Genomic DNA, 18,157 nt, shown 5'->3' with positions numbered 1-18,157 from the left:
GAGGTCTTTATTGAAAACTGCGCCAAGCACGGCATTGTCATTGACCCCGCTGTTGCACTTGGAGTGTGAAAGCGCCAAGCAAAGAAAACGCCTTCCAACCGCTAATTCTTAAAGAGACTAAGCGTGCAATTACATCTGCTTGGGACTTCAAAAGGTCCCTTGCCGCCATAACCACCAACACCTGAAACCCTCCTCCTCCGAACTCCTACATCCACACGCTTCGCCACCAGTGCTCTCGGGCAAGTTCAAGCATCTGCGGTCCGTTTTGGCTACACTCAGGAATCGCCGCGTTTGTTCAGAATCAACACCCGGTCGCGACACTCCTTTCTTTTGTTACTGGCCATCCATGCATACAACCGCCTCTTCCCCCGTTACGTCATGGCATGCACACGTCTATTTCAACGCGTCTACACGCGATATCGCGTGGAAACTGCGCGAGGAAATCGCCAGCCGTCTCGGCAACACACTTCAGATCGGACGCTTTCACGAAAAAACCGTCGGTCCACATCCACAATGGTCTTATCAACTCGCATTCGAACCCGGACAGTTCGCCGCCATCGTTGAATGGCTCACGCTAAATCACGGTTCACTCGATATTTTCATTCATCCAAATACCGGCGACGCCCTTCGCGATCATCGCGATGCCGCCATCTGGATCGGACACTCTCACGAACTGGTACTCAACAACCTGCTCTAAACAATCAACCATCCGCGCCCCGCCTGCCGGACCGCACCCGGACCCACGCCGTACGTCTCCTTAAACTTCCTGCTATACGTCGCTTCCGATCTGTACCCCACGTCGTCAGCTATTTCCCCGATACTCTTCGTCGTGCGCATCGGCAACGTTACCGCAAGCTGCATGTGGATGGGCTCAAGCAGCATCATCGGCGAGTCGTCGGTCAACTCGGCAAAGGCTCTCATATCCGACTATCGCGGAAGGAGTCGATCCGCTGTTTGCAAAGGTGCCGGAAAGGGTTTGAAACCGCGTGATTCAAACACTGCGTCAGACACCGCGCACGCGCCCCGTCGATGCGCGTTGCACCAGCACCGGGTCGGGCGCAACGCGCATGGGCGCTTCTTTTTCCCGGCCGCCGTTCTCGATCAGCGCTTCGAGTAATTCGACGGCCATTGCCGCGGCGGCATCGGTGGGGACCGCGATAGTCGACAAACCCGGCCGCGATTCGCGTGCAAGCTGAATGTCGGTAATACCGATCACGGACAGGTCCTCTGGAATGCGCATGCCGCGATCGGCCGCTGCGTGCATCGCGCCGAGTGCGGGAAGGTCATTGGTCGCGAAGATGGCGGTGAGGTCCGGGCACGCGCTCAACAACTCGCACGCGGCGTCGTAGCCGTGCTGTACTTCATCGCGCGTAAAGCGCACGTCCTGCTCCGCATGCGCGACGCCGGCCGCCCGCAAGGTGTGGCAGAAGCCCTCGTATCGCGCGGCCTGCACTCCGTCGCGCTGGCTTGCGACAATCGCGCCGATGCGCGTATGCCCAAGCTCCAGCAAATGCCGCGCGGCAAGCGTTCCGGCCGCGAAAAAATCGACGGCCACGCACGGCAGTCCCGGCGATACATCCGGACGTTCCCACATGCACAGCACGATCGGCGTGCCGCGCGCGAGCGTTTTGTCGAGGTCATCGAAGTCAAGCCGGGCGTTCATCACGAGCACGCCTTCCGACAATGTTCCCGCAATCTGATCGAGATACGCACGCGCAATCGCAGGATCTTCGTTAGTATTGCAGACAATCAGGAACCGGCCGTTCTTGCGTGCGGTGCGCTCGGCCGCGAGCGCAAACTCCGGATAGAACGGATTCGCGATGCTGGACACCATCAGCGCAAGCGTCGGCGCGCTGCCCTCGGCAAGCGCGCGCGCGGTCAAATGCGGCCGATACCCCAGCGCGTCGACCGCATCGAGCACGCGTTGCCGCGTCGCCTCGCCGACCTTGCCGCGTTTGCGCAGCACATTGGAGACGGTGGCGGGCGTCACGCCGGCGCGCGCGGCAACTTCAGCCAAAGTGGTCATCGAATCTCGGGAAAGGGTTAACGCCTAAGTGGAACGTCGCCTAAGTTCGGCGAACGCATGTGTATATGCAAGTATCAACGCGCGATCTCATATTTTGGGATGGTTTCCCGGCATTTGTATAAATCCGCAGAGACCGCTAGATTTGCGTCCAGGGAAGTTCAAAAACACAAAGACGGAGACAGCCGGAGCAAGGCGATCCATCAATGGATCGTTTTTTCACCGGCAAAAGGTTAAGCGCTTAACCTGCGTCTGTCTCCTCGGTAGAACACGGAGACGTTGGCATGGCGAGTATCTCTTTGCGGTCGGTTCAAAAGGCGTATGGAGATCACGCGCCGGTGATCCGCGACGTCGATCTGGAAATCGGCGAGCATGAGTTCTGCGTGTTCCTCGGACCGTCGGGATGCGGGAAATCGACGCTCTTGCGCATGATCGCGGGCCTGGAGGACATCACCGACGGCGATCTGTATATCGATGGAAAACTCGTCAACGAGGTGCCCGCCGCGCAACGCGGCGTGGCGATGGTGTTCCAAAGCTACGCGCTGTTTCCTCACATGACGGTGTACCAGAACATGGCGTTCGGGCTCACGCTCGCGAAGACGCCGAAAGCCGTCATCGATAAAAAGGTGAGGGAAGCCGCGCGCGTCCTGCAACTTGAGGCGTTGCTGGAAAGGAGACCGAAGGAATTGTCGGGCGGCCAGCGCCAGCGCGTCGCGATCGGACGTGCGATCGTGCGCAGCCCGGGCGTGTTTCTCTTCGATGAACCGCTTTCCAATCTCGACGCCACGCTGCGCGGACAAACGCGTGTCGAGATTGCGCGTCTGCACAAACAGTTCGATAAGGCCAGTGTGGTCTACGTGACGCACGATCAGATAGAAGCCATGACGCTCGCCGACAAGATCGTGCTGCTGCACGCTGGCGCCGATACCGCGAAATACGGCAGCATTGCGCAAGTGGGCGCGCCGCTCGATTTGTATCACCGGCCGAAAAGCCGTTTCGTGGCGGGGTTCATCGGCTCGCCGCGAATGAATTTCATGCCCGCTCGCGTGATGTCGGCCAATGCGCAAAGCGTGCTGATCGCGCTCGACGGAACCGGCGAACAAATCGAAGTGCACGCGAACGGCGACGCGCTGATGCCGAGCCAGGCCGTCACCCTCGGCATCCGGCCCGAGCATCTTGAACCCATCGCAGGCAATGCGTCACAGCAGCAAATCAGGCGCACGGTGTCGCTTGTCGAGCAGCTTGGCGAGCACAGTTACCTGCACCTGGAGCAGGCGGGCGGTGCGGTTCTTATCGCCAAGGCGCCCGGCGACAGGACTCCGAAACAAGGCGAGAACGTCGCGTTCAGTGTGCCGACCGCCTCCTGCCATCTATTTACCGAAGACGGTTTCGCCGTCACGTCGGCTGCCATTCCTCACTTTGCGTAGGAGCGCTTCGTATGCGTCTTGGAGTTTGCTATTACCCGGAACACTGGCCGGAATCGATGTGGAAGGACGACGCAGCGCGCATGAAGGCGCTTGGCATCGACCGGGTCCGGATTGCCGAATTCGCGTGGAGCCGGATCGAACCGTCGCCGGGCGAGTATCAATGGGACTGGCTCGACCGCGCAATCGACACGCTCGCGGGCGCAGGCCTGAAGGTCGTCATGTGTACGCCGACCGCCACGCCGCCGAAGTGGCTGATCGACCGTCATCCCGACATACTGCCCGTGGGCGCGGACGGCCGTCCGCGCGCGTTCGGCTCGCGCCGGCATTACGATTTTTCGTCGCCTTCGTACTTCGAGGCGTCGCAGAAGATCTGCACGGCCGTCGCCGCGCGATACGGCCGGCATCCCGCCGTCGCGTTCTGGCAAACGGACAACGAGTTCGGATGTCACAACACGGTGGTCAGTTATTCGCCAGCCGCGTTGCAGCGCTTTCGGGCGTGGCTCAAGCAGCGCTACGGGAGCATCGACGCGCTCAATACCGCGTGGGGCACGGTCTTCTGGAGCATGGAATATCGCGACTTCGACGAGATCGACCTGCCGGTCGCGACCGTGACCGAAGCGCATCCGTCGCATCGGCTGGATTACCGCCGTTTCGCCTCCGACGAAGTGGTGCGCTACAACCGCATGCAGGCGGGCATCATCCGTGCGCATTCACCCGAACGTCCGGTCGCGCACAACTTCATGCAGCTTTTCACCGAGTTCGATCACTACAAGGTGGCGGCGGATCTGGATATTGCGACGTGGGACAGCTATCCGCTTGGTGCGCTTGAAGAACAATGGTTCGATCCATCGATCAAGGCGAAGTGGCTGCGTACCGGTCATCCGGACTTTGCCTCGTTCAATCACGATGTGTATCGCGGCATGTCGAAGCTGCCGTTCTGGGTCATGGAGCAGCAGCCGGGCCCCGTGAACTGGGCGCACTGGAATCCCGCGCCGCTGCCAGGCATGGTGAAGCTCTGGAGCTGGGAAGCGTTTGCGCACGGCGCGGGCTGTGTCTCGTACTTCCGCTGGCGGCAAGCGCCGTTCGCACAAGAGCAGATGCACGCGGGCTTGAACACGCCGGATAACCGGCTCGATCTGGGCGGCAAGGAAGCGTCGCAAGTTGCCAAGGAAATCGATCTTGTGACGATGGAAGACGGCGATCTGCCCGTCGCTGCGAAGGTGGCGCTTGTGTGGGACTACGAAGCAAAGTGGCTGTTCGAGATTCATCCGCAAGGCGCCGACTTTTACTATCCGCGTTTTGCGTTTGAATACTACAGTGCGCTGCGCAGCCTTGGGCTTGACGTCGATGTCATTCCCGCCAGCGCGCCCATGGACAGGTACAAGCTGATCGTGGTGCCACCGTTGCCCATCGTGCCGGATGACTTTGCGGCAAGGCTTGCAGCAAGCGGAGCGCAAGTCGTGCTTGGGCCGCGCACAGGATCGAAGACGGGCAACCTCACCATTCCCACTGCGTTGCCGCCGGGTATCGATATCGCGCAGTTGATTCCCATGCGCGTGTGGCGCGTCGAATCCATGCGCCCGAACGTGACCGAATACGTGGACCAACGCGGCGAAGCGCGTCATTGGCGCGACCTTGTTGAAGCGGAAGAAGGCGTGCAGGTAGAAGCCCGATTCGCGGATGGTCATCCCGCCATCTTGCGTCGCGGATCGATCCGCTATCTTGCGAGTCTTTTCGACGATGCGTTGACGCAAGCCATCTTCCAGGACGCCGCGAACGCCGCGGGACTCGATGCGCAACCGCTGCCCGACGGCATCCGTATCAGCCGGCGTGGCCCGCTGACTTATGTCTTCAACTACACATCGAGCGTTTATAAAGTCCCGAACGCAGGCAGCTTCATAGTGGGACAGGAGGACGTGGAACCGCAAGGCGTCGCGATCTACAAGACAGCTTAGAGCCCAGGCAGGCTAAGCAAGGTAAGGCAAACAACACTCATCGATGAGGAGACACGCATGAAATTTTCCATTCGCAACGGATTGCGCAACGGCTTGACGAGCATTGCGTTCGCCGCTGTCCTGGCAAGCGCGGGCATGGCGCAAGCCGGGACGCTGACGGTGAACATCGCGTTCAAGGGAGCAAGTCAGCGCGCGGTCTGGCAACAGACTTTCGATGCTTTCAAAAAGGCGCATCCGGACATTGACGTGAAGGTGTCGTTCGTCGATGAAGAAGCCTACAAGGTCCAGTTGCCCGGCTGGCTCTCGACTGTTGCGCCGGATATCGTGAACTGGCACAACGGCGAGCGCATGGCGTATTACGCGAAGCGCGGCCTGTTCGAAGACCTGACGCCGGATTGGCAGAAGAACAACTGGGATGCCATGTACGCGTCCACCAAGGAATCGTCCACTTACAACGGCAAGCAGTACGCCGCGCCGACCGTCTATTATTCGTGGGGTATGTTCTATAGAAAGGACTTGTTCCAGAAGGCCGGCATTTCAGCCGAGCCCAAGACGTGGCCTGAATTCCTCGATGCCTGCAAGAAGCTCCAGGCCGCAGGCATCGCACCGGTTGCAGTCGCGGGCCGCGATGCATGGACACTCGCTGGCTGGTTCGATTACCTCGACCTGCGCATCAACGGCAACGCGTTTCATCAAAAGCTGATGGCGGGCGACGTGCCTTATACCGATCCGCGCGTGAAGAAGGTCTACACCGCCTGGAAGGAACTGATCGACAACAAGGTCTTCATCGACAACTCGCTTTCCTACGATCTCGACGCCGTGCAGCCTTTCCTGTTCCAGGGCAAGGCCGCAATGATGCTGATGGGCACGTTCATTACCGCCGGCTTCCCACAGAACATCAAGCCGCAAATGGGCTTCTTCCAGTTTCCGATTATCGACAGCAAGGTGCCTACCGCTGAAGATGGTCCGGTGGAGTCGCTGCATATTCCGTCGAAGGCGAAGAACAAGGCGGACGCGCATACGTTCCTCGCGTTCGTGGAGACGCCTGAGATGAGCGCGCAGCTTGCAAAGGGTCTTGGTTCGCTGCCGGCCAACAGCAAGTCGCCGGAACCGGATGATCCAATTTCGAAGATCGGCTTCCAGATCCTGTCGCAGACGAAGGGCGGTATCGCTCAGTTCTATGATCGCGACATGACCAAGGAGATGGCGGATGAAGGCATGAAGGGCATGCAGCAGTTCGTATCCGATCCGACGAAACTGGATGCGGTCCTGGCGCAGCTCGAAGCCACGCGCAAGCGCATTTACAAGAAGTGATCCGCGACGGCGGTCCTTCGCGCGAAGGGCTGCCTTTTGAAGGACAGGAGCATGTATGTCTGAAACCTTAAGCGTTGCGGCGGTCAAACCGAAGCACCGCAAGCGGATGTCCGCGACAGCCCGGCAGCAGCGGCTGGCCGCGTTCCTGTTTCTCGCGCCCGCCTGCATCATGGTTGCTATCTACGTGATCTGGCCGATCATTTCCAGCGTCACGCTCAGTTTCTACAACTGGGACGGAATGACGGAAAAGACCTTCGCGGGTTTCGATAACTACATTGAATTGTTCCAGGCTCCGACGTTCTATACGGCGCTCAAGAACAACGTTCTGTGGTTGATCTTGTTCCTTCTTGCGCCGCCGATGGGTCTCGCCGTCGCGTTGTATCTCAATCAGGCGGTGCGCGGCATTCGCGTGGTGAAGTCCCTGTTTTTCGCGCCATTTGTGCTGTCGGGCGTGGTCGTCGGACTGATGTTCAGCTGGTTCTACGATCCGACCTTCGGCTTGCTCAAAGTCATTCTGGGGCATGGCGTGCCCGTACTCGGCGACGCGCGCTATGTCACCTTCGGCATCATCTTCGCGGCGCTCTGGCCCCAAACCGCCTATTGCATGATCCTGTATCTGACCGGGCTGACGTCGCTCAACGCCGAGCAGATCGAGGCGGCGCGCATGGAGGGTGCGAAGGGCTGGACCATGTTGTGGCACGTCGTCTTGCCGCAACTCCGGCCGACCACGTTCATGGCGATCGTGGTGACTGTCATCGGCGCGTTGCGCAGCTTTGACCTGATCTCCGTGATGAGCGGCGGCGGCCCGTACGAGAGTTCTACCGTGCTGGCCTATTACATGTACGACCAGGCAATCAAGTATTACCGCATCGGTTATTCGGCGGCGATCGCCGTCGTGCTGTTCGCGATCATGATGGTGTACATCGTCTATCACTTGCGCAGAATGCTGCGGACCGAACGCTGAGTTGCTGAATCAGACAGGAGCACACCATGTTTCCCACGCCCGTCGCCAAATGGAAGCCCGTCAACCGGGCGCTTTACAAATCGTCGCTGCCGGTCGCGCTGGTAATCTGGCTCTTGCCGCTGATCGCGGTGATGGTCACTTCCATTCGTTCGTCCGACGAACTTGTCGAAGGCAATTACTGGGGCTGGCCCCGGCACTTTTCGTTGATCGCGAACTACAGCGACGCGCTGACGACATCGCCCATGCTTCACTACTTGTGGAACAGCGTGCTGATCACCGTGCCCGCCGTGATTGGATCGATCGTGCTTGCGTCCATGGCCGGATTCGCGTTGGCGATCTACAGCTTTCGCGGCAACACGGCGTTGTTCGCGACGTTCGTTGCGGGCAATTTCGTGCCGATCCAGATCCTGATGATTCCCGTGCGCGATTTGTCCCTGCAACTCGGCATCTTCAATACGGTCAGCGCGCTGATCCTGTTTCATATCGCTTTCCAGACCGGATTTTGCGCGCTCTTCCTGCGCAACTTCATCAAGCAATTGCCGTTCGAACTGGTCGAGGCGGCGCGCATTGAAGGCGCGAACGAGTGGACGGTTTTCTTTCGAATCGTATTGCCGTTGATTCGCCCCGCGTTGGCGGCGCTCGCCATTCTTGTCTTCACGTTTGTCTGGAACGATTATTTCTGGGCGTTGTGCCTTACGCAAGGCGACGAAGCTGCACCGATTACAGTCGGCGTGGCCGCGTTGAAAGGGCAGTGGGTGACGGCGTGGAATCTGGTGTCGGCGGGGTCGATTCTTGCCGCGTTGCCCTCCGTCATGATGTTTTTTGCCATGCAGCGGCATTTCGTGGCCGGCCTGACATTCGGCGCAACCAAGGGCTGATGTTGTCGGGCTGGGATTTATCGTGTTGCACCGCATTCCGGTTCCGCATAGGAATCGGAGTTTCCATTTCAATTAATTTTTACAATGGAAAGATATGTTGACGCGTTGCTCGTGTAGCGTCAAAATATTTCCAATGTAAAGATTGTGCGTAAATCCACGTTCACAAGACGCTGCGCCTGTCTGTTTTTATTCAAGCGGTCCCCAAGGGTCCGCGACTCAAGGGAGACATCCATGTCTATCGAAGCCATCTTGCGCGGTACGCCCGTCTGGGTCTGGGTATTGTTGGTGTATCTGCTTTCGCGAGGCGTCAAGGCCATGAAAGGCGGCACGGCGCCGCTCTCCAGACTGGCGATAGTGCCTGCGGTGTTTGCCGGCTGGGGCCTGCTGCATCTGGTCAAGGAGCCGGCCGCGGGATGGAATACCGGCCTCGCATGGGTCGGCGGCGCGGTGCTTGGAATTGCAATCGGCGTTCTGCTCGCGCGCCGGTCGCGGCTGACAGTGGATCGCGCACAGAAGACGGTCACGCTGCCCGGATCTATCGTGCCGTTGGTTTTGATTCTGCTGACGTTCGCGTCGAAGTTCTGGCTGGGCGTGGAGCTTGCGATCACGCACGCAGGAGTCGATTCGCTTTACCCGGTGCTCGATGGTCTCGTCTCGGGACTTGTTGCCGGAATCTTTGCCGGGCGTTTTCTGGTGTATTGCCTGGCGTTCCGGCCAGGGTCCCCGGCTTCTTTCGGCGAGCGGGTGTGAGTGGACATCTTGACTACGGTGGCAAGCCTACCGCCGAATCACATGCGGCATGCCATGCTTTAGTGGCACGCTGGCGCCCGTGCCGGTGAATATGGCCTGAGCTGCGGACGCGCGGTTCAGTTCGTCGGATGCCGAATTCGGCAGGGCGAGCGAAATGAAGAAAACGGCCAGCATGGCAATCAGTATGGATGCCAGCCACGTTGTGACGTACATCATGATGTTCTCCGAAGACTTCCATGGGACGGGCGCTGTTGCAACTATGGCAATCGCCATGCCACGACGATCACGCCAACGCGCGGTGTTTCGTAAGCGATCTGCATGCTGAAACGTTGCTGAGCACCATGACCTCAGCTTAGATGGGGGCGGCTCTTTGCACAGCCCTACTTTCGCGGGGTCCCGAAGGAGGGTGCGCAAGCGCGGACCAGGCGCAAATCCCGCTGTGAAAACAGTCATGCGCGGCCTATAACTCAGTAAGCAGGGCCGCCGTATTGCTTCGCTCGAGTCCGGCTTTGCCGTGTGTTTGCGAAGCACATACAGAATATGGCGCGTCGCTGGCGGCAGTTTTCGCGTGACGTGCCTGGATTTGCAGGAGTATCGAAATGAAAACCCGTGCGTTGGTTGTAGGTGGCGCATTTCTGCTCGCCATGGCGAGCGGCGCTACAGGACAGGAAAGTCAGCAGCAGCCAGTCCAGCAGGACGCGCGTCCGACCGGGCAAGCGGCCGTCGTGCACGATGCGAACACCTCAGCACAAGCTACTTCCGATACATCGTATGGCGGGACGCAAGATACGCGCAGCGCGCGAAGCAGCATGTCGCGCCCGCGGCAGTGCATTGGTGGGACGCAATGCGACGTGTTCTTTGGTCACTGACGGCGTTGCGTTGGGCCGGAATCAGGCGCGCGACATGGCTTGATCCACTGTCCTGATCATCCCGCGCGCATTCGTTGAACGTCATACGTCCGCGATAAGCTTCAGCCCCGGCGGCAGCGATTCGCCGAACACGCGGCCTTCGTCTGCCTTGTCGAGTTCCACGGTTTCGCGCACCATCTCGATCCAGCTTTTGGACGCACCCGCATTTTCCAGCCGATGAACCACGCGCGCGCGAACGTCATCGGGCAAGTCTCGCGAGCGGTCGCCCGTCATGCGCGCAATTTGCGCAGCGGCGAACGCGGCCGGTTCCACCTTCTTCCAGTCGAGCGCAAAAATCCTTTCTAGCCATTGCGCCGCGATATCCGGCGGCACCACGCCATGCGCACTGCCATAGAACGGCCGGCGCGCGCCGATGCGCCCGATCGCCCACCAGCCCTGATGGTTTTCCGAGGGCTTTTCGAGCCGCGCGAACAGCTTCTGCGCGACATCGATCTTGCGCTCGACAGGCACGCGTTCAAGCGACGCCACCAGCCGCACCATATCGGCGTGACCGGTCTTGGATGCATCGAAGGGTGCTTTGGTTTTCGTTCGCGCGGCGGCGATGGACTGCACGTAATCCACGGCGTCGAGCACGGCGACTTGTTGAGCTTCGTTCAGACCGCCCGCGGCGCGGCGCCACAAGGTCCACCATTCCGACCAGACCTGGGCGTCGTTGAGATACTGGATGCCGTCGTCGAAGAGCGTCCATAGTTGTTCGACGCGCCATTCATCGAGCGGATAACCGAAGCCCGGGCGCAGGCAATAACCGGCAAGGTTCAACCACAGGCGCTCGTGATCCGGCGAGCGCCGCCGGCGTCGCGCGCGTTCCCACAGCGCGCCGAAGAGTTCACGAAGCAACGCGCTGTCCCATGTATCGCGTGGGCCGAGCACATGTTCGAGTTGCGCGCGCAAGCGCTTGATTTCCTTTCTATCAACGTCGTGCGCACGCGCGCCGAACGAACGATCGATCTGTTCGATCGCCCTGTCATACGATGGATGAAGTATTTCGCCAACCGTTGTATTGGCTGAAGCTTCGCGGCGTAACTGAAATTCGAGCTGCCAGCGCTTCGATGGATCGCCTTGATCGATGCAATGCACTTCCAGCGTCCCGACTTCTGTCAGCGACGCCGAAAGTTGCACCGGCGTTTCGCGCGGGCCTTTGGCGAAGCGTGGCTGCACAACGGTGGCAATGGGCGGCAAGCGGACGAAATCGCCCGTGGACAGATCGACCAGTTCGCCCGGTGCATAGACCCTGTCTCCCGTCGATGAAACCAGATGGAATCGCACCGGTGAGCCGAGCAAGAGCGTGAACACGCGGTCTTGCAGAAACACTTCGCGGCCTTCTTCCGTGCCGCGCGGCAAGAGGCAGATGCCTTGCTGGCTTGCGCCTTTCTCCTGGCCTTCGTCTTCGAGCACGAGGAAATAACTGCGCGCCGCGCCGCCGCCAATGCGTGGCCCAACGCCGCCGCGCGCAAGGCCATACGCGACCGCGCCGCGTGCGACGGCGACATCGGGGTTGTCGTTGTGAAGCGCGTGCAGCGGTTTTCCGCGCCATGAACCGAGGGTATCGGCGAGACGTGCGGCCAGTGCTTCTGCACGGAACACGCCGCCGTTGAGCAGCAAGGTATCGGGGACCGGCAACGTGTCGCGGTCGGCTTCAGGTGAATCCAGAGCCTCGCGCGACTGCGCCGTGTGCTGGTTCAGGAACGCCGCGATATGGCGCGTGATTCCGGCATCGCTTGCGTAGGGCAAGCCGAATTCGACAATCGCACTGCGCGAGCGTCGCGGGCGTTCGCTCGATGCAACCGCGGGGAAAAAACCATCGACGATGATCTGCTCGACTTCCTGCCGCGATACTTCGACCGAACGCGCGCCGCCGATCATCCGCGAGCCCGCGCCGAGCAGCGTGATCGACATGGTTTCCGGCGCGTTTGCGCCGAGCAACTGTTCCTTGGCCGCGCGACACCGCTCGACCAGTTGCGACAAACTCGCCGCCGATAACCGCGCGGACGTTGTCGCCATTCGCGCTTCGACTAGATGCGCGAGCGCCAGATCCATGTTGTCGCCGCCGAGCATCAGATGATTGCCAACGCCTATTCGCGTGAGTTGCGGTTCGCCGGCAGGCTCGCCATTTTTCAGCTCGACCTTGATCAACGTGAGATCGGTCGTGCCGCCGCCGACGTCGCATATGAGTACGAGGCGCGTTTGCGCGAGTTCGGAATCAAGCGTCGCGCGATGCTGGAACAGCCAGTCATAGAACGCCGCTTGCGGTTCTTCAAGCAAGCGCAATTGCGGCAAGCCGGCCATGCGGGCCGCTTCCAGCGTCAGGGCGCGGGCGCCATCGTCGAAGGAAGCGGGCACGGTCAGCACCACGTCCTGCGTTTCCATTCGCGCATGCGGGAAATGCGCGTTCCACGCCGCGCGCACATGCGCCAGATAACTCGCGCTCGCCGCAACAGGCGAAACCTTGCCAACGTCATCCGGCGCGCCCCACGGCAAGATGGGCGCGACCCGGTCCACCGACGCATGCGACAACCAGCTTTTGGCGCTTGCCACAAGCCTGCCCGGCACTTGCGCGCCAAGCGCGCGGGCAAGGCGGCCGATCACTGCTTGCGGTTCTTCGGCGGGATTGGCATTGCGCCAGGGCAACTGCAGGTCGCCGGCATTCAGTTCGCCCGAAGCCGGGTGATATCGCGCGGACGGCAGCAGCGGCCGTCCCGCGACTTCGCCGAGACTGACGAGCTGATCGATATCGAAGACACGAATCTCCTTCGATCCGTTCCTGGCGCGAGCGTCGGCATACGCCACGACCGTATTGCTCGTACCAAGATCGATCCCGACGATGTATTGCTTCATGAGCGCCTAGCTATTTGCGTTGGCGCGTACATCGAACTCGACTTTCCAGCGCTCGCCGGAATCGCGCGGCAAGGCTTCCAGTTCGAGCGTGCCGGCTTCGGTAATGCGTGCATGCAGCTTCACGGGCACGACTTCGCCGGGCGTGCGCCCTTCGGTCGGCAGCGTCGCCTGGATTTCCTCGAGTTCCTGCAATTCATCGGGTCCCCAGAAGTCGAGCAGCGTGCCGACTTGATCCTGCCGCCGCACCGAAGAACCGAAGAACCGGAAGTGCACCGGTTCGCCGACGACCAGCCCGAATTCCTGCGGCGGCAACGCGGCCTCGGTGCCTTCTTCCATGCCGAAAGGCGCGAGACACAGCGCCTGCACGGGCGGTTCGATGCCGGGCACAGCGGGCATCGCCGACTCGACTGCAACGTAATACGAACGGGCCGTGCCGCCGCGAATCCGCACGCCTTTGCCGCGCCGAACATAGCCGTAGTAGGCCGCGCCGCGCGCGACCGCGCGATCGAGATCGCCGCCCGCGAGCAAGCGGGCCGGCGGCGCGCCTTCGGCGCTGAGCCAGCCGTTGACGGTATCGAGAATGCGGCCCGCCAAGAGTTCAGACTTGAACACGCCGCCGTTGAACAGCACGGCCGTCGGATGCAGGAAGCTGGCGCCTTCGGGAAGTGTGTTCCGCAAGCCCTCGATCTCGTTCAGCGCGTTCACCTGGCGGCCCAGGAACGCCGCGAGATGACGCGGAATGGCCGCGTCCTGCGCATACGGCAGGCCGAGTTGTGTCAGACCGACACGCGCACGGCTGACCGGACGGTCAGCACGGTCGGCTTGCGGGAAAAAGCCGTCGAGAATGGTCTGCGTGAGTTCATCGCGCGTGAGTTCGGTGCGGATCGAACCGCCGATCAGCTTGGAGCCGCGGCTAGGCACCACCAGCGGCACGGTTTGCGCGGCTGGATCGGTGAGAAGCGTTTCCTTGGCCGACCGGCACGCATAGGTGAGCGCGCGAAGCTGCCACGCGTCCGCCTGCGTGCCTTGTGCCGCGAGCTTGCGCGCGACCACGTAGGCGAGCGCCAAGTCCATGTTGTCGCCGCCGAGCAGGATGTGTTCGCCGACCGCAATTCGATGCAGTTCGAGATTGCCCTCGCGTTCGATCACGGCGATCAGCGAGAAGTCGGTGGTTCCGCCGCCGACATCGACGACGAGGATCACATCGCCCACTTGAACCTGCTTGCGCCAGAGGCCATTGCTCATCTCGATCCAGCTATACAGCGCGGCCTGCGGTTCTTCGAGCAAGGTCATGCGGCCATAGCCCGCTGCTTCGGCGGCTTCTGCCGTGAGGTCGCGGGCGGCGGGATCGAAGGAGGCCGGAATCGTGACGGTGATTTCCTGCTCGCCGAACGGCGCGTCGGGGTGCGCGTGGTTCCACGCTTCGCGTAGATGCGTGAGATAGCGCACCGAGCTTTCGAGCGGCGAGACGCGCGTGACTTCGGGCGGCGCGTCGTTTGGCAGGATGGCCGCGCGCCGGTCGACGCCCGGATGGCAAAGCCAGCTCTTGGCGCTCGATACCAGCCGGATAGGCGTGGCCGCGCCCCGGTTTCGCGCCAGTTCGCCGACTGCGAAATCGCGCTCGGCGGTCCACGGCAGGCTCAGGTCGCCGGGACTGAATTCGCTCGGATGCGGCAGGTAGAGAAACGACGGCAGCAGTTCCAGTTCCTCGATCGCGCCCGGTCCAGTGAGTTGGGTGACCGGCAGCACGCGTTGCGCGGTTTTCTCGCCGTCGCTCGCGGTGAGATCGACGTACGAAAGGGCGCAATGCGTCGTGCCCAGGTCGATACCGATGGAATAGCGCGCGCCGCTCATAGTTCCACCTCGGCGGGCGCGATCACTGATGCGTCGTGGCTTTCGGTCAGCTTCGGCAGACGCACTTGCTCGACTTTCCAGCCGCGATGACTCAGGTTGCCGCTGAACGGCGCCTGGCCGACCACGTTGCCGGTGAGACGAATGGCGCTTGCGTCGAAACCCTCGGGCAGTGTCACACGGCTGCCTTCGGCTTCCGCGCGCACCGGCCGGATGGTGAAATGCTCCCGCAAGGTTGTGCGGCAGCCATCGTGGACGAGCCGTGCGGCCGCGCCGATCTCGGCGTCGGAATAAGCCGCCACGTCTTCCTCGATGAAATCGACAAAGCGTGCATCGCGCTGCAGCAGGCCCAGCAGTTGGAGCGCGGCGTCGGGGGTGGCTTCTTTTATCGTCCGGACGATCGGGGCCGATGCTGGCGCGGGTGCTGGCGTTGGTGGCGGTTCCGGGGCCACGGCTTCGCCGCTACGCACACGGCGTACGCCGGCTGCGACTTCACGGTCGCCCAGTATGGCGAAGAACGTTCCCACGGCCAGAGAAAACCGGCTGAGGAACGACGCATTCAAATCACTCATAAACGACTCCTGATGTGCTCTCGGGACACGGTCTGAAGCTGACCCATGATCCGGCGGCATTTTCTGATCGGCAAATGCGCTGCAAGCCGCGCGCCTCCGGCGAAAACGCTGGCGCGCGCAATGGTTGCGAAACCCGTATTTTGCCTTGATGTGAGCATCGGCCGTTCGATGACCGTGATTTGCGGGCGAAAGCCGCGAGAAGGGAGACTGTGATTCCGTGCTTTTACGGAGCGGTTAAAGGCTGTAGCGCGTCGAAATTCTCTGAATGCAAGCCATTGCAGCGCGGGGCCGCAACGGCTCGGATTCAAGTTTTGTTTTGATTGCGGCGAATCTGCGGAGGCTTGTTAAAAAAGCTTCTGCCACTGATCCTTTTGCATGTCCTCGCGCGTATTGACTTCAATCAGCACGCCACCCGGAGCACGGCAAAAGAACCGCGAGCCTCGCGTATTGTTGAACACTTCCGTTTCCATCTGAACGCCACCTTCCCGGAATTCGCGATAAAGCGAATGGACGTCTTCGAGCGTCTCGACTTCCAGGCCGAAGTGAAAATTTTTCGGCCAGACGGGTTCGATATCGTTGACTTGTTCGAGGACGATATCGAATCCGCTGCGCTTGAGCAGGCAATGCTGGCCGGTGGCCACAACCTCGCAGCCGAGAAATTTCTCGAAGAATTCGGCTGTCTCGGCTACGTTGGCAGAGGGAAAGCTCAGATGATTGAGTTTGGCTTGCTGATTAAGTTTCATTGCTCGATCTCACAAAATGTAGTTGATGTGCAGGCTTATTCGCCGATGCGACCCTGCCGGGCAGCGTCTTCAGGGCGATGCGCCATGACGTTCATTTTGCGAGCAATTACTCGATTTTTAAACTCGCTTTAGCTGTGCTGGTTTATTCGGCATTGGAACTAGCAGGGGCGTGGGTTTTCGTGCTGAGCCGCGCAAGGCGCTGAATGTTTGCTCGCTTTTTGGCATGGCCAGTCCGCATGGCATTAATCAGGCCGGACGCTTGTGTCGCGCCCTGGATTTCTCAGGCGGCCGATCGCATATGCCGAGGTAGCCAAACAGAGCCCGTCCGACGCGTTCTTCCAGCGCACCGCGATCCACTTCACCGCGTTCTCCCGCCGCATCCACGACGGCGCGAAGGATGGCGAGGAGGTCATCCGTTGCGATCTCCATGTTGTTCTGTGGCGGGATATCGTCGCGCGACAGGATCTGTTGCATCAGTTCGTGAAAAGCAGCCTTGGACGTTCCGAGTTCCCGGGCAATGGCAGGACGCCCTTCCTCGAAATCCAGCGCGCGCGCCAGCGCCGGGCGGCGCAGTTGCTGGTGTACCGAAACGGTGATCAGGTATTTCAACGCGCTCTGACCGGTCGGCTGGTGTAGCGCGCAGTCCGCTTCGGCGTAGAACGCGGCTTGCTCGCGCAGACTGAGCGCGACGACAAGCGCGTCCTTGTTGGGAAAATACTGATACAGCGTGCCAACGCTGACCCCCGCGCGTTTGGCAACGAGGTTGGTATTCAACCCCTCCATGCCGCGTGTTTCGAGAATGGCCGCCGCTGCTTCCAGGATCGCGGCTACCGTATGTTCGGCGCGGGATTGCTGCGGAACTTTGCGCGGCCTGAGCGACGGGCGTCTCTTCGTTATCACGAGTTTTGCGTCCAAAAGCGAGTATTAGCTCCTATTTTACAAGCATTGGGACACGCATCTCCAGCTTATCCAGGCACTGCCAAATCAAATAATCATGCCGCCCGATACTTCTATGCGCTGTGCATTGATCCAGCGGTTATCGTCCGAAAGCAGCGCCGCGATCATCGGGCCAATGTCATCGGGTTGGCCTACGCGGCCGAGCGCCGTCATGTCGGCGACACGCTTGTTGACTTCGGGATTGTCCCGGACCATGCCGCCGCTGAAGTCCGTCGCGATAGCGCCGGGCGCCACGGTATTGACGGCAATGCCGCGCTCACCCAGTTCTTTTGCGAGGTAGCGCGTAAGCACTTCGACTGCGCCCTTCATGCACGCATACGCGCTGCTCCCGGGAAGCGAAAACCGCGCGAGACCGGACGAAATATTCACGATACGGCCGCCGTCGTTGATGATTGGCAGGAGTTTCTGCGTGAGGAAAAACACGCCCTTGAAGTGAACCGCATAAAGGGCGTCGAGTTCGGCTTCGGTGGTTTCATCGAATGCCTTGTGGAGCGAGGTGCCCGCGTTGTTCACGAGATAGTCGAAACGCTGCGCGCCCAGGTCGGCAAGCGCCTGACGCACGCCGGCCGCGAAGGTGTCAAAGGAAGCGGTGTTGGCTGTATCGAGTTGAAGAGCAACCGCGTTGCCGCCCGTTTCGCGGACCGCTGCCACAACCTGGTCGGCTTCCGCGCGATTCGAGTGATACGTCAGGATTGAATCGACGCCGCGCTTCGCCAGATTCAAAACGGTATTGCGGCCGAGACCACGGCTTCCTCCCGTGACAATGGCGATCTTGCGGCTGGAAGTGTGGCTGGTTTCGATGGGCATGGATGGCTCCGTTGAGTTCGTGTTCAACCAACGATACGCTCGCGCAAGCCCGCGTTGAATGCCCGAACTTGGCCACTTCTTGCCTGATCCTGTCACGGGTGTTTTCTCCGGAACGCCTATATCATCAGGGTTCTAGCGCCGAGGGAGTTTTG

At 60.7% G+C, this 18,157-nt stretch carries 17 protein-coding genes; 8 read left to right on the top strand and 9 right to left on the bottom strand.

The window, feature by feature from the left end:
• Positions 1–346: 346 nt before the first annotated feature.
• Positions 347–697: a DOPA 4,5-dioxygenase family protein gene (locus AWB64_RS21980; protein WP_060857542.1), complete on the top strand. Its 351-nt coding sequence runs from the start codon at positions 347–349 to the stop codon at positions 695–697.
• Here the strand turns inward: AWB64_RS21980 and AWB64_RS21975 are convergent.
• Both AWB64_RS21975 and AWB64_RS21970 read right to left on the bottom strand, forming a co-directional pair.
• A complete protein-coding gene (locus tag AWB64_RS21975) occupies positions 694–921 on the bottom strand; it encodes a helix-turn-helix domain-containing protein (protein ID WP_060857541.1) in 228 nt (75 codons plus the stop codon). The two genes, AWB64_RS21980 and AWB64_RS21975, sit on opposite strands and share 4 nt — an antisense overlap.
• Positions 922–1,003: 82 nt before the next feature.
• On the bottom strand, positions 1,004–2,026 hold the full coding sequence (locus tag AWB64_RS21970) for a LacI family DNA-binding transcriptional regulator (protein ID WP_060857540.1): 1,023 nt from the start codon (positions 2,024–2,026) through the stop codon (positions 1,004–1,006).
• Between the two features lie 281 nt (positions 2,027–2,307).
• On the opposite strand from AWB64_RS21970, the gene AWB64_RS21965 reads away from it, so the two are divergent.
• The 6 genes from AWB64_RS21965 to AWB64_RS21940 all read left to right on the top strand — a co-directional run bounded on the left by AWB64_RS21965 (position 2,308) and on the right by AWB64_RS21940 (position 9,311).
• A complete protein-coding gene (locus AWB64_RS21965; protein ID WP_060857539.1) occupies positions 2,308–3,450 on the top strand; it encodes an ABC transporter ATP-binding protein in 1,143 nt (380 codons plus the stop codon).
• 11 nt (positions 3,451–3,461) lie between these two features.
• Positions 3,462–5,405: a beta-galactosidase gene (locus tag AWB64_RS21960; protein ID WP_060857538.1), complete on the top strand. Its 1,944-nt coding sequence runs from the start codon at positions 3,462–3,464 to the stop codon at positions 5,403–5,405.
• A gap of 57 nt (positions 5,406–5,462) precedes the next feature.
• A complete protein-coding gene (locus AWB64_RS21955) occupies positions 5,463–6,719 on the top strand; it encodes an ABC transporter substrate-binding protein (RefSeq protein WP_060857537.1) in 1,257 nt (418 codons plus the stop codon).
• 55 nt (positions 6,720–6,774) lie between these two features.
• Positions 6,775–7,683, top strand: coding sequence for a carbohydrate ABC transporter permease (locus tag AWB64_RS21950; RefSeq protein WP_060857536.1), 909 nt, complete (start codon positions 6,775–6,777; stop codon positions 7,681–7,683).
• A 26-nt stretch (positions 7,684–7,709) separates the two neighbouring features.
• Positions 7,710–8,561 carry a carbohydrate ABC transporter permease gene (locus AWB64_RS21945; protein WP_060857535.1) on the top strand — a complete coding sequence of 284 codons (852 nt, stop codon included), beginning with the start codon at positions 7,710–7,712 and terminating at the stop codon, positions 8,559–8,561.
• A 231-nt stretch (positions 8,562–8,792) separates the two neighbouring features.
• Positions 8,793–9,311 (top strand): DUF6622 family protein, encoded by a 519-nt coding sequence (locus tag AWB64_RS21940; RefSeq protein ID WP_060857534.1) that lies wholly within the window; start codon positions 8,793–8,795, stop codon positions 9,309–9,311.
• A 27-nt stretch (positions 9,312–9,338) separates the two neighbouring features.
• Here AWB64_RS21940 and AWB64_RS21935 read toward each other — a convergent pair whose 3' ends face one another.
• A complete protein-coding gene (locus tag AWB64_RS21935; protein WP_157766673.1) occupies positions 9,339–9,527 on the bottom strand; it encodes a hypothetical protein in 189 nt (62 codons plus the stop codon).
• 383 nt (positions 9,528–9,910) lie between these two features.
• On the opposite strand from AWB64_RS21935, the gene AWB64_RS21930 reads away from it, so the two are divergent.
• Entirely contained in the window at positions 9,911–10,180 is a 270-nt protein-coding gene (locus AWB64_RS21930) for a hypothetical protein (protein WP_060857532.1), read from the top strand.
• A gap of 81 nt (positions 10,181–10,261) precedes the next feature.
• Here the strand turns inward: AWB64_RS21930 and AWB64_RS21925 are convergent, their stop codons facing one another.
• The 6 genes from AWB64_RS21925 to AWB64_RS21900 form a co-directional block, all read right to left on the bottom strand.
• A complete protein-coding gene (locus tag AWB64_RS21925) occupies positions 10,262–13,075 on the bottom strand; it encodes an Hsp70 family protein (RefSeq protein ID WP_060857531.1) in 2,814 nt (937 codons plus the stop codon).
• A 6-nt stretch (positions 13,076–13,081) separates the two neighbouring features.
• Complete coding sequence (locus AWB64_RS21920) at positions 13,082–14,929, bottom strand: Hsp70 family protein (RefSeq protein ID WP_060857530.1); 1,848 nt, start codon at positions 14,927–14,929, stop codon at positions 13,082–13,084.
• The gene (locus AWB64_RS21915; RefSeq protein WP_060857529.1) at positions 14,926–15,498 is read right to left on the bottom strand and encodes a DUF2760 domain-containing protein; all 573 of its coding nucleotides are present in this window, start codon (positions 15,496–15,498) and stop codon (positions 14,926–14,928) included. Before AWB64_RS21915 ends, AWB64_RS21920 begins: the two co-directional genes overlap by 4 nt.
• Positions 15,499–15,842: 344 nt before the next feature.
• Positions 15,843–16,241, bottom strand: a complete 399-nt coding sequence (locus tag AWB64_RS21910) for a VOC family protein (protein WP_060857528.1) — start codon at positions 16,239–16,241, stop codon at positions 15,843–15,845.
• Between the two features lie 246 nt (positions 16,242–16,487).
• A complete protein-coding gene (locus AWB64_RS21905; RefSeq protein WP_060857558.1) occupies positions 16,488–17,141 on the bottom strand; it encodes a TetR/AcrR family transcriptional regulator in 654 nt (217 codons plus the stop codon).
• An 84-nt stretch (positions 17,142–17,225) separates the two neighbouring features.
• The gene (locus AWB64_RS21900) at positions 17,226–18,005 is read right to left on the bottom strand and encodes an SDR family NAD(P)-dependent oxidoreductase (RefSeq protein ID WP_060857527.1); all 780 of its coding nucleotides are present in this window, start codon (positions 18,003–18,005) and stop codon (positions 17,226–17,228) included.
• Between the last annotated feature and the right edge of the window lie 152 nt (positions 18,006–18,157).

It is taken from the genome of Caballeronia sordidicola (assembly GCF_001544455.2).
In the GTDB taxonomy this organism is placed as follows: domain Bacteria; phylum Pseudomonadota; class Gammaproteobacteria; order Burkholderiales; family Burkholderiaceae; genus Caballeronia; species Caballeronia sordidicola.
This window is presented reverse-complemented; position numbering and strand designations above follow the sequence as displayed.

Bases quoted from the DNA above. Each gene is read 5' to 3' on its own strand.
- AWB64_RS21980 (WP_060857542.1), top strand. From the start codon at position 347: ATGCATACAACCGCCTCTTCCCCCGTTACGTCATGGCATGCACACGTC.
- AWB64_RS21975 (WP_060857541.1), bottom strand. From the start codon at position 921: ATGAGAGCCTTTGCCGAGTTGACCGACGACTCGCCGATGATGCTGCTT.
- AWB64_RS21970 (WP_060857540.1), bottom strand. From the start codon at position 2,026: ATGACCACTTTGGCTGAAGTTGCCGCGCGCGCCGGCGTGACGCCCGCC.
- AWB64_RS21965 (WP_060857539.1), top strand. From the start codon at position 2,308: ATGGCGAGTATCTCTTTGCGGTCGGTTCAAAAGGCGTATGGAGATCAC.
- AWB64_RS21960 (WP_060857538.1), top strand. From the start codon at position 3,462: ATGCGTCTTGGAGTTTGCTATTACCCGGAACACTGGCCGGAATCGATG.
- AWB64_RS21955 (WP_060857537.1), top strand. From the start codon at position 5,463: ATGAAATTTTCCATTCGCAACGGATTGCGCAACGGCTTGACGAGCATT.
- AWB64_RS21950 (WP_060857536.1), top strand. From the start codon at position 6,775: ATGTCTGAAACCTTAAGCGTTGCGGCGGTCAAACCGAAGCACCGCAAG.
- AWB64_RS21945 (WP_060857535.1), top strand. From the start codon at position 7,710: ATGTTTCCCACGCCCGTCGCCAAATGGAAGCCCGTCAACCGGGCGCTT.
- AWB64_RS21940 (WP_060857534.1), top strand. From the start codon at position 8,793: ATGTCTATCGAAGCCATCTTGCGCGGTACGCCCGTCTGGGTCTGGGTA.
- AWB64_RS21935 (WP_157766673.1), bottom strand. From the start codon at position 9,527: ATGATGTACGTCACAACGTGGCTGGCATCCATACTGATTGCCATGCTG.
- AWB64_RS21930 (WP_060857532.1), top strand. From the start codon at position 9,911: ATGAAAACCCGTGCGTTGGTTGTAGGTGGCGCATTTCTGCTCGCCATG.
- AWB64_RS21925 (WP_060857531.1), bottom strand. From the start codon at position 13,075: ATGAAGCAATACATCGTCGGGATCGATCTTGGTACGAGCAATACGGTC.
- AWB64_RS21920 (WP_060857530.1), bottom strand. From the start codon at position 14,929: ATGAGCGGCGCGCGCTATTCCATCGGTATCGACCTGGGCACGACGCAT.
- AWB64_RS21915 (WP_060857529.1), bottom strand. From the start codon at position 15,498: ATGAGTGATTTGAATGCGTCGTTCCTCAGCCGGTTTTCTCTGGCCGTG.
- AWB64_RS21910 (WP_060857528.1), bottom strand. From the start codon at position 16,241: ATGAAACTTAATCAGCAAGCCAAACTCAATCATCTGAGCTTTCCCTCT.
- AWB64_RS21900 (WP_060857527.1), bottom strand. From the start codon at position 18,005: ATGCCCATCGAAACCAGCCACACTTCCAGCCGCAAGATCGCCATTGTC.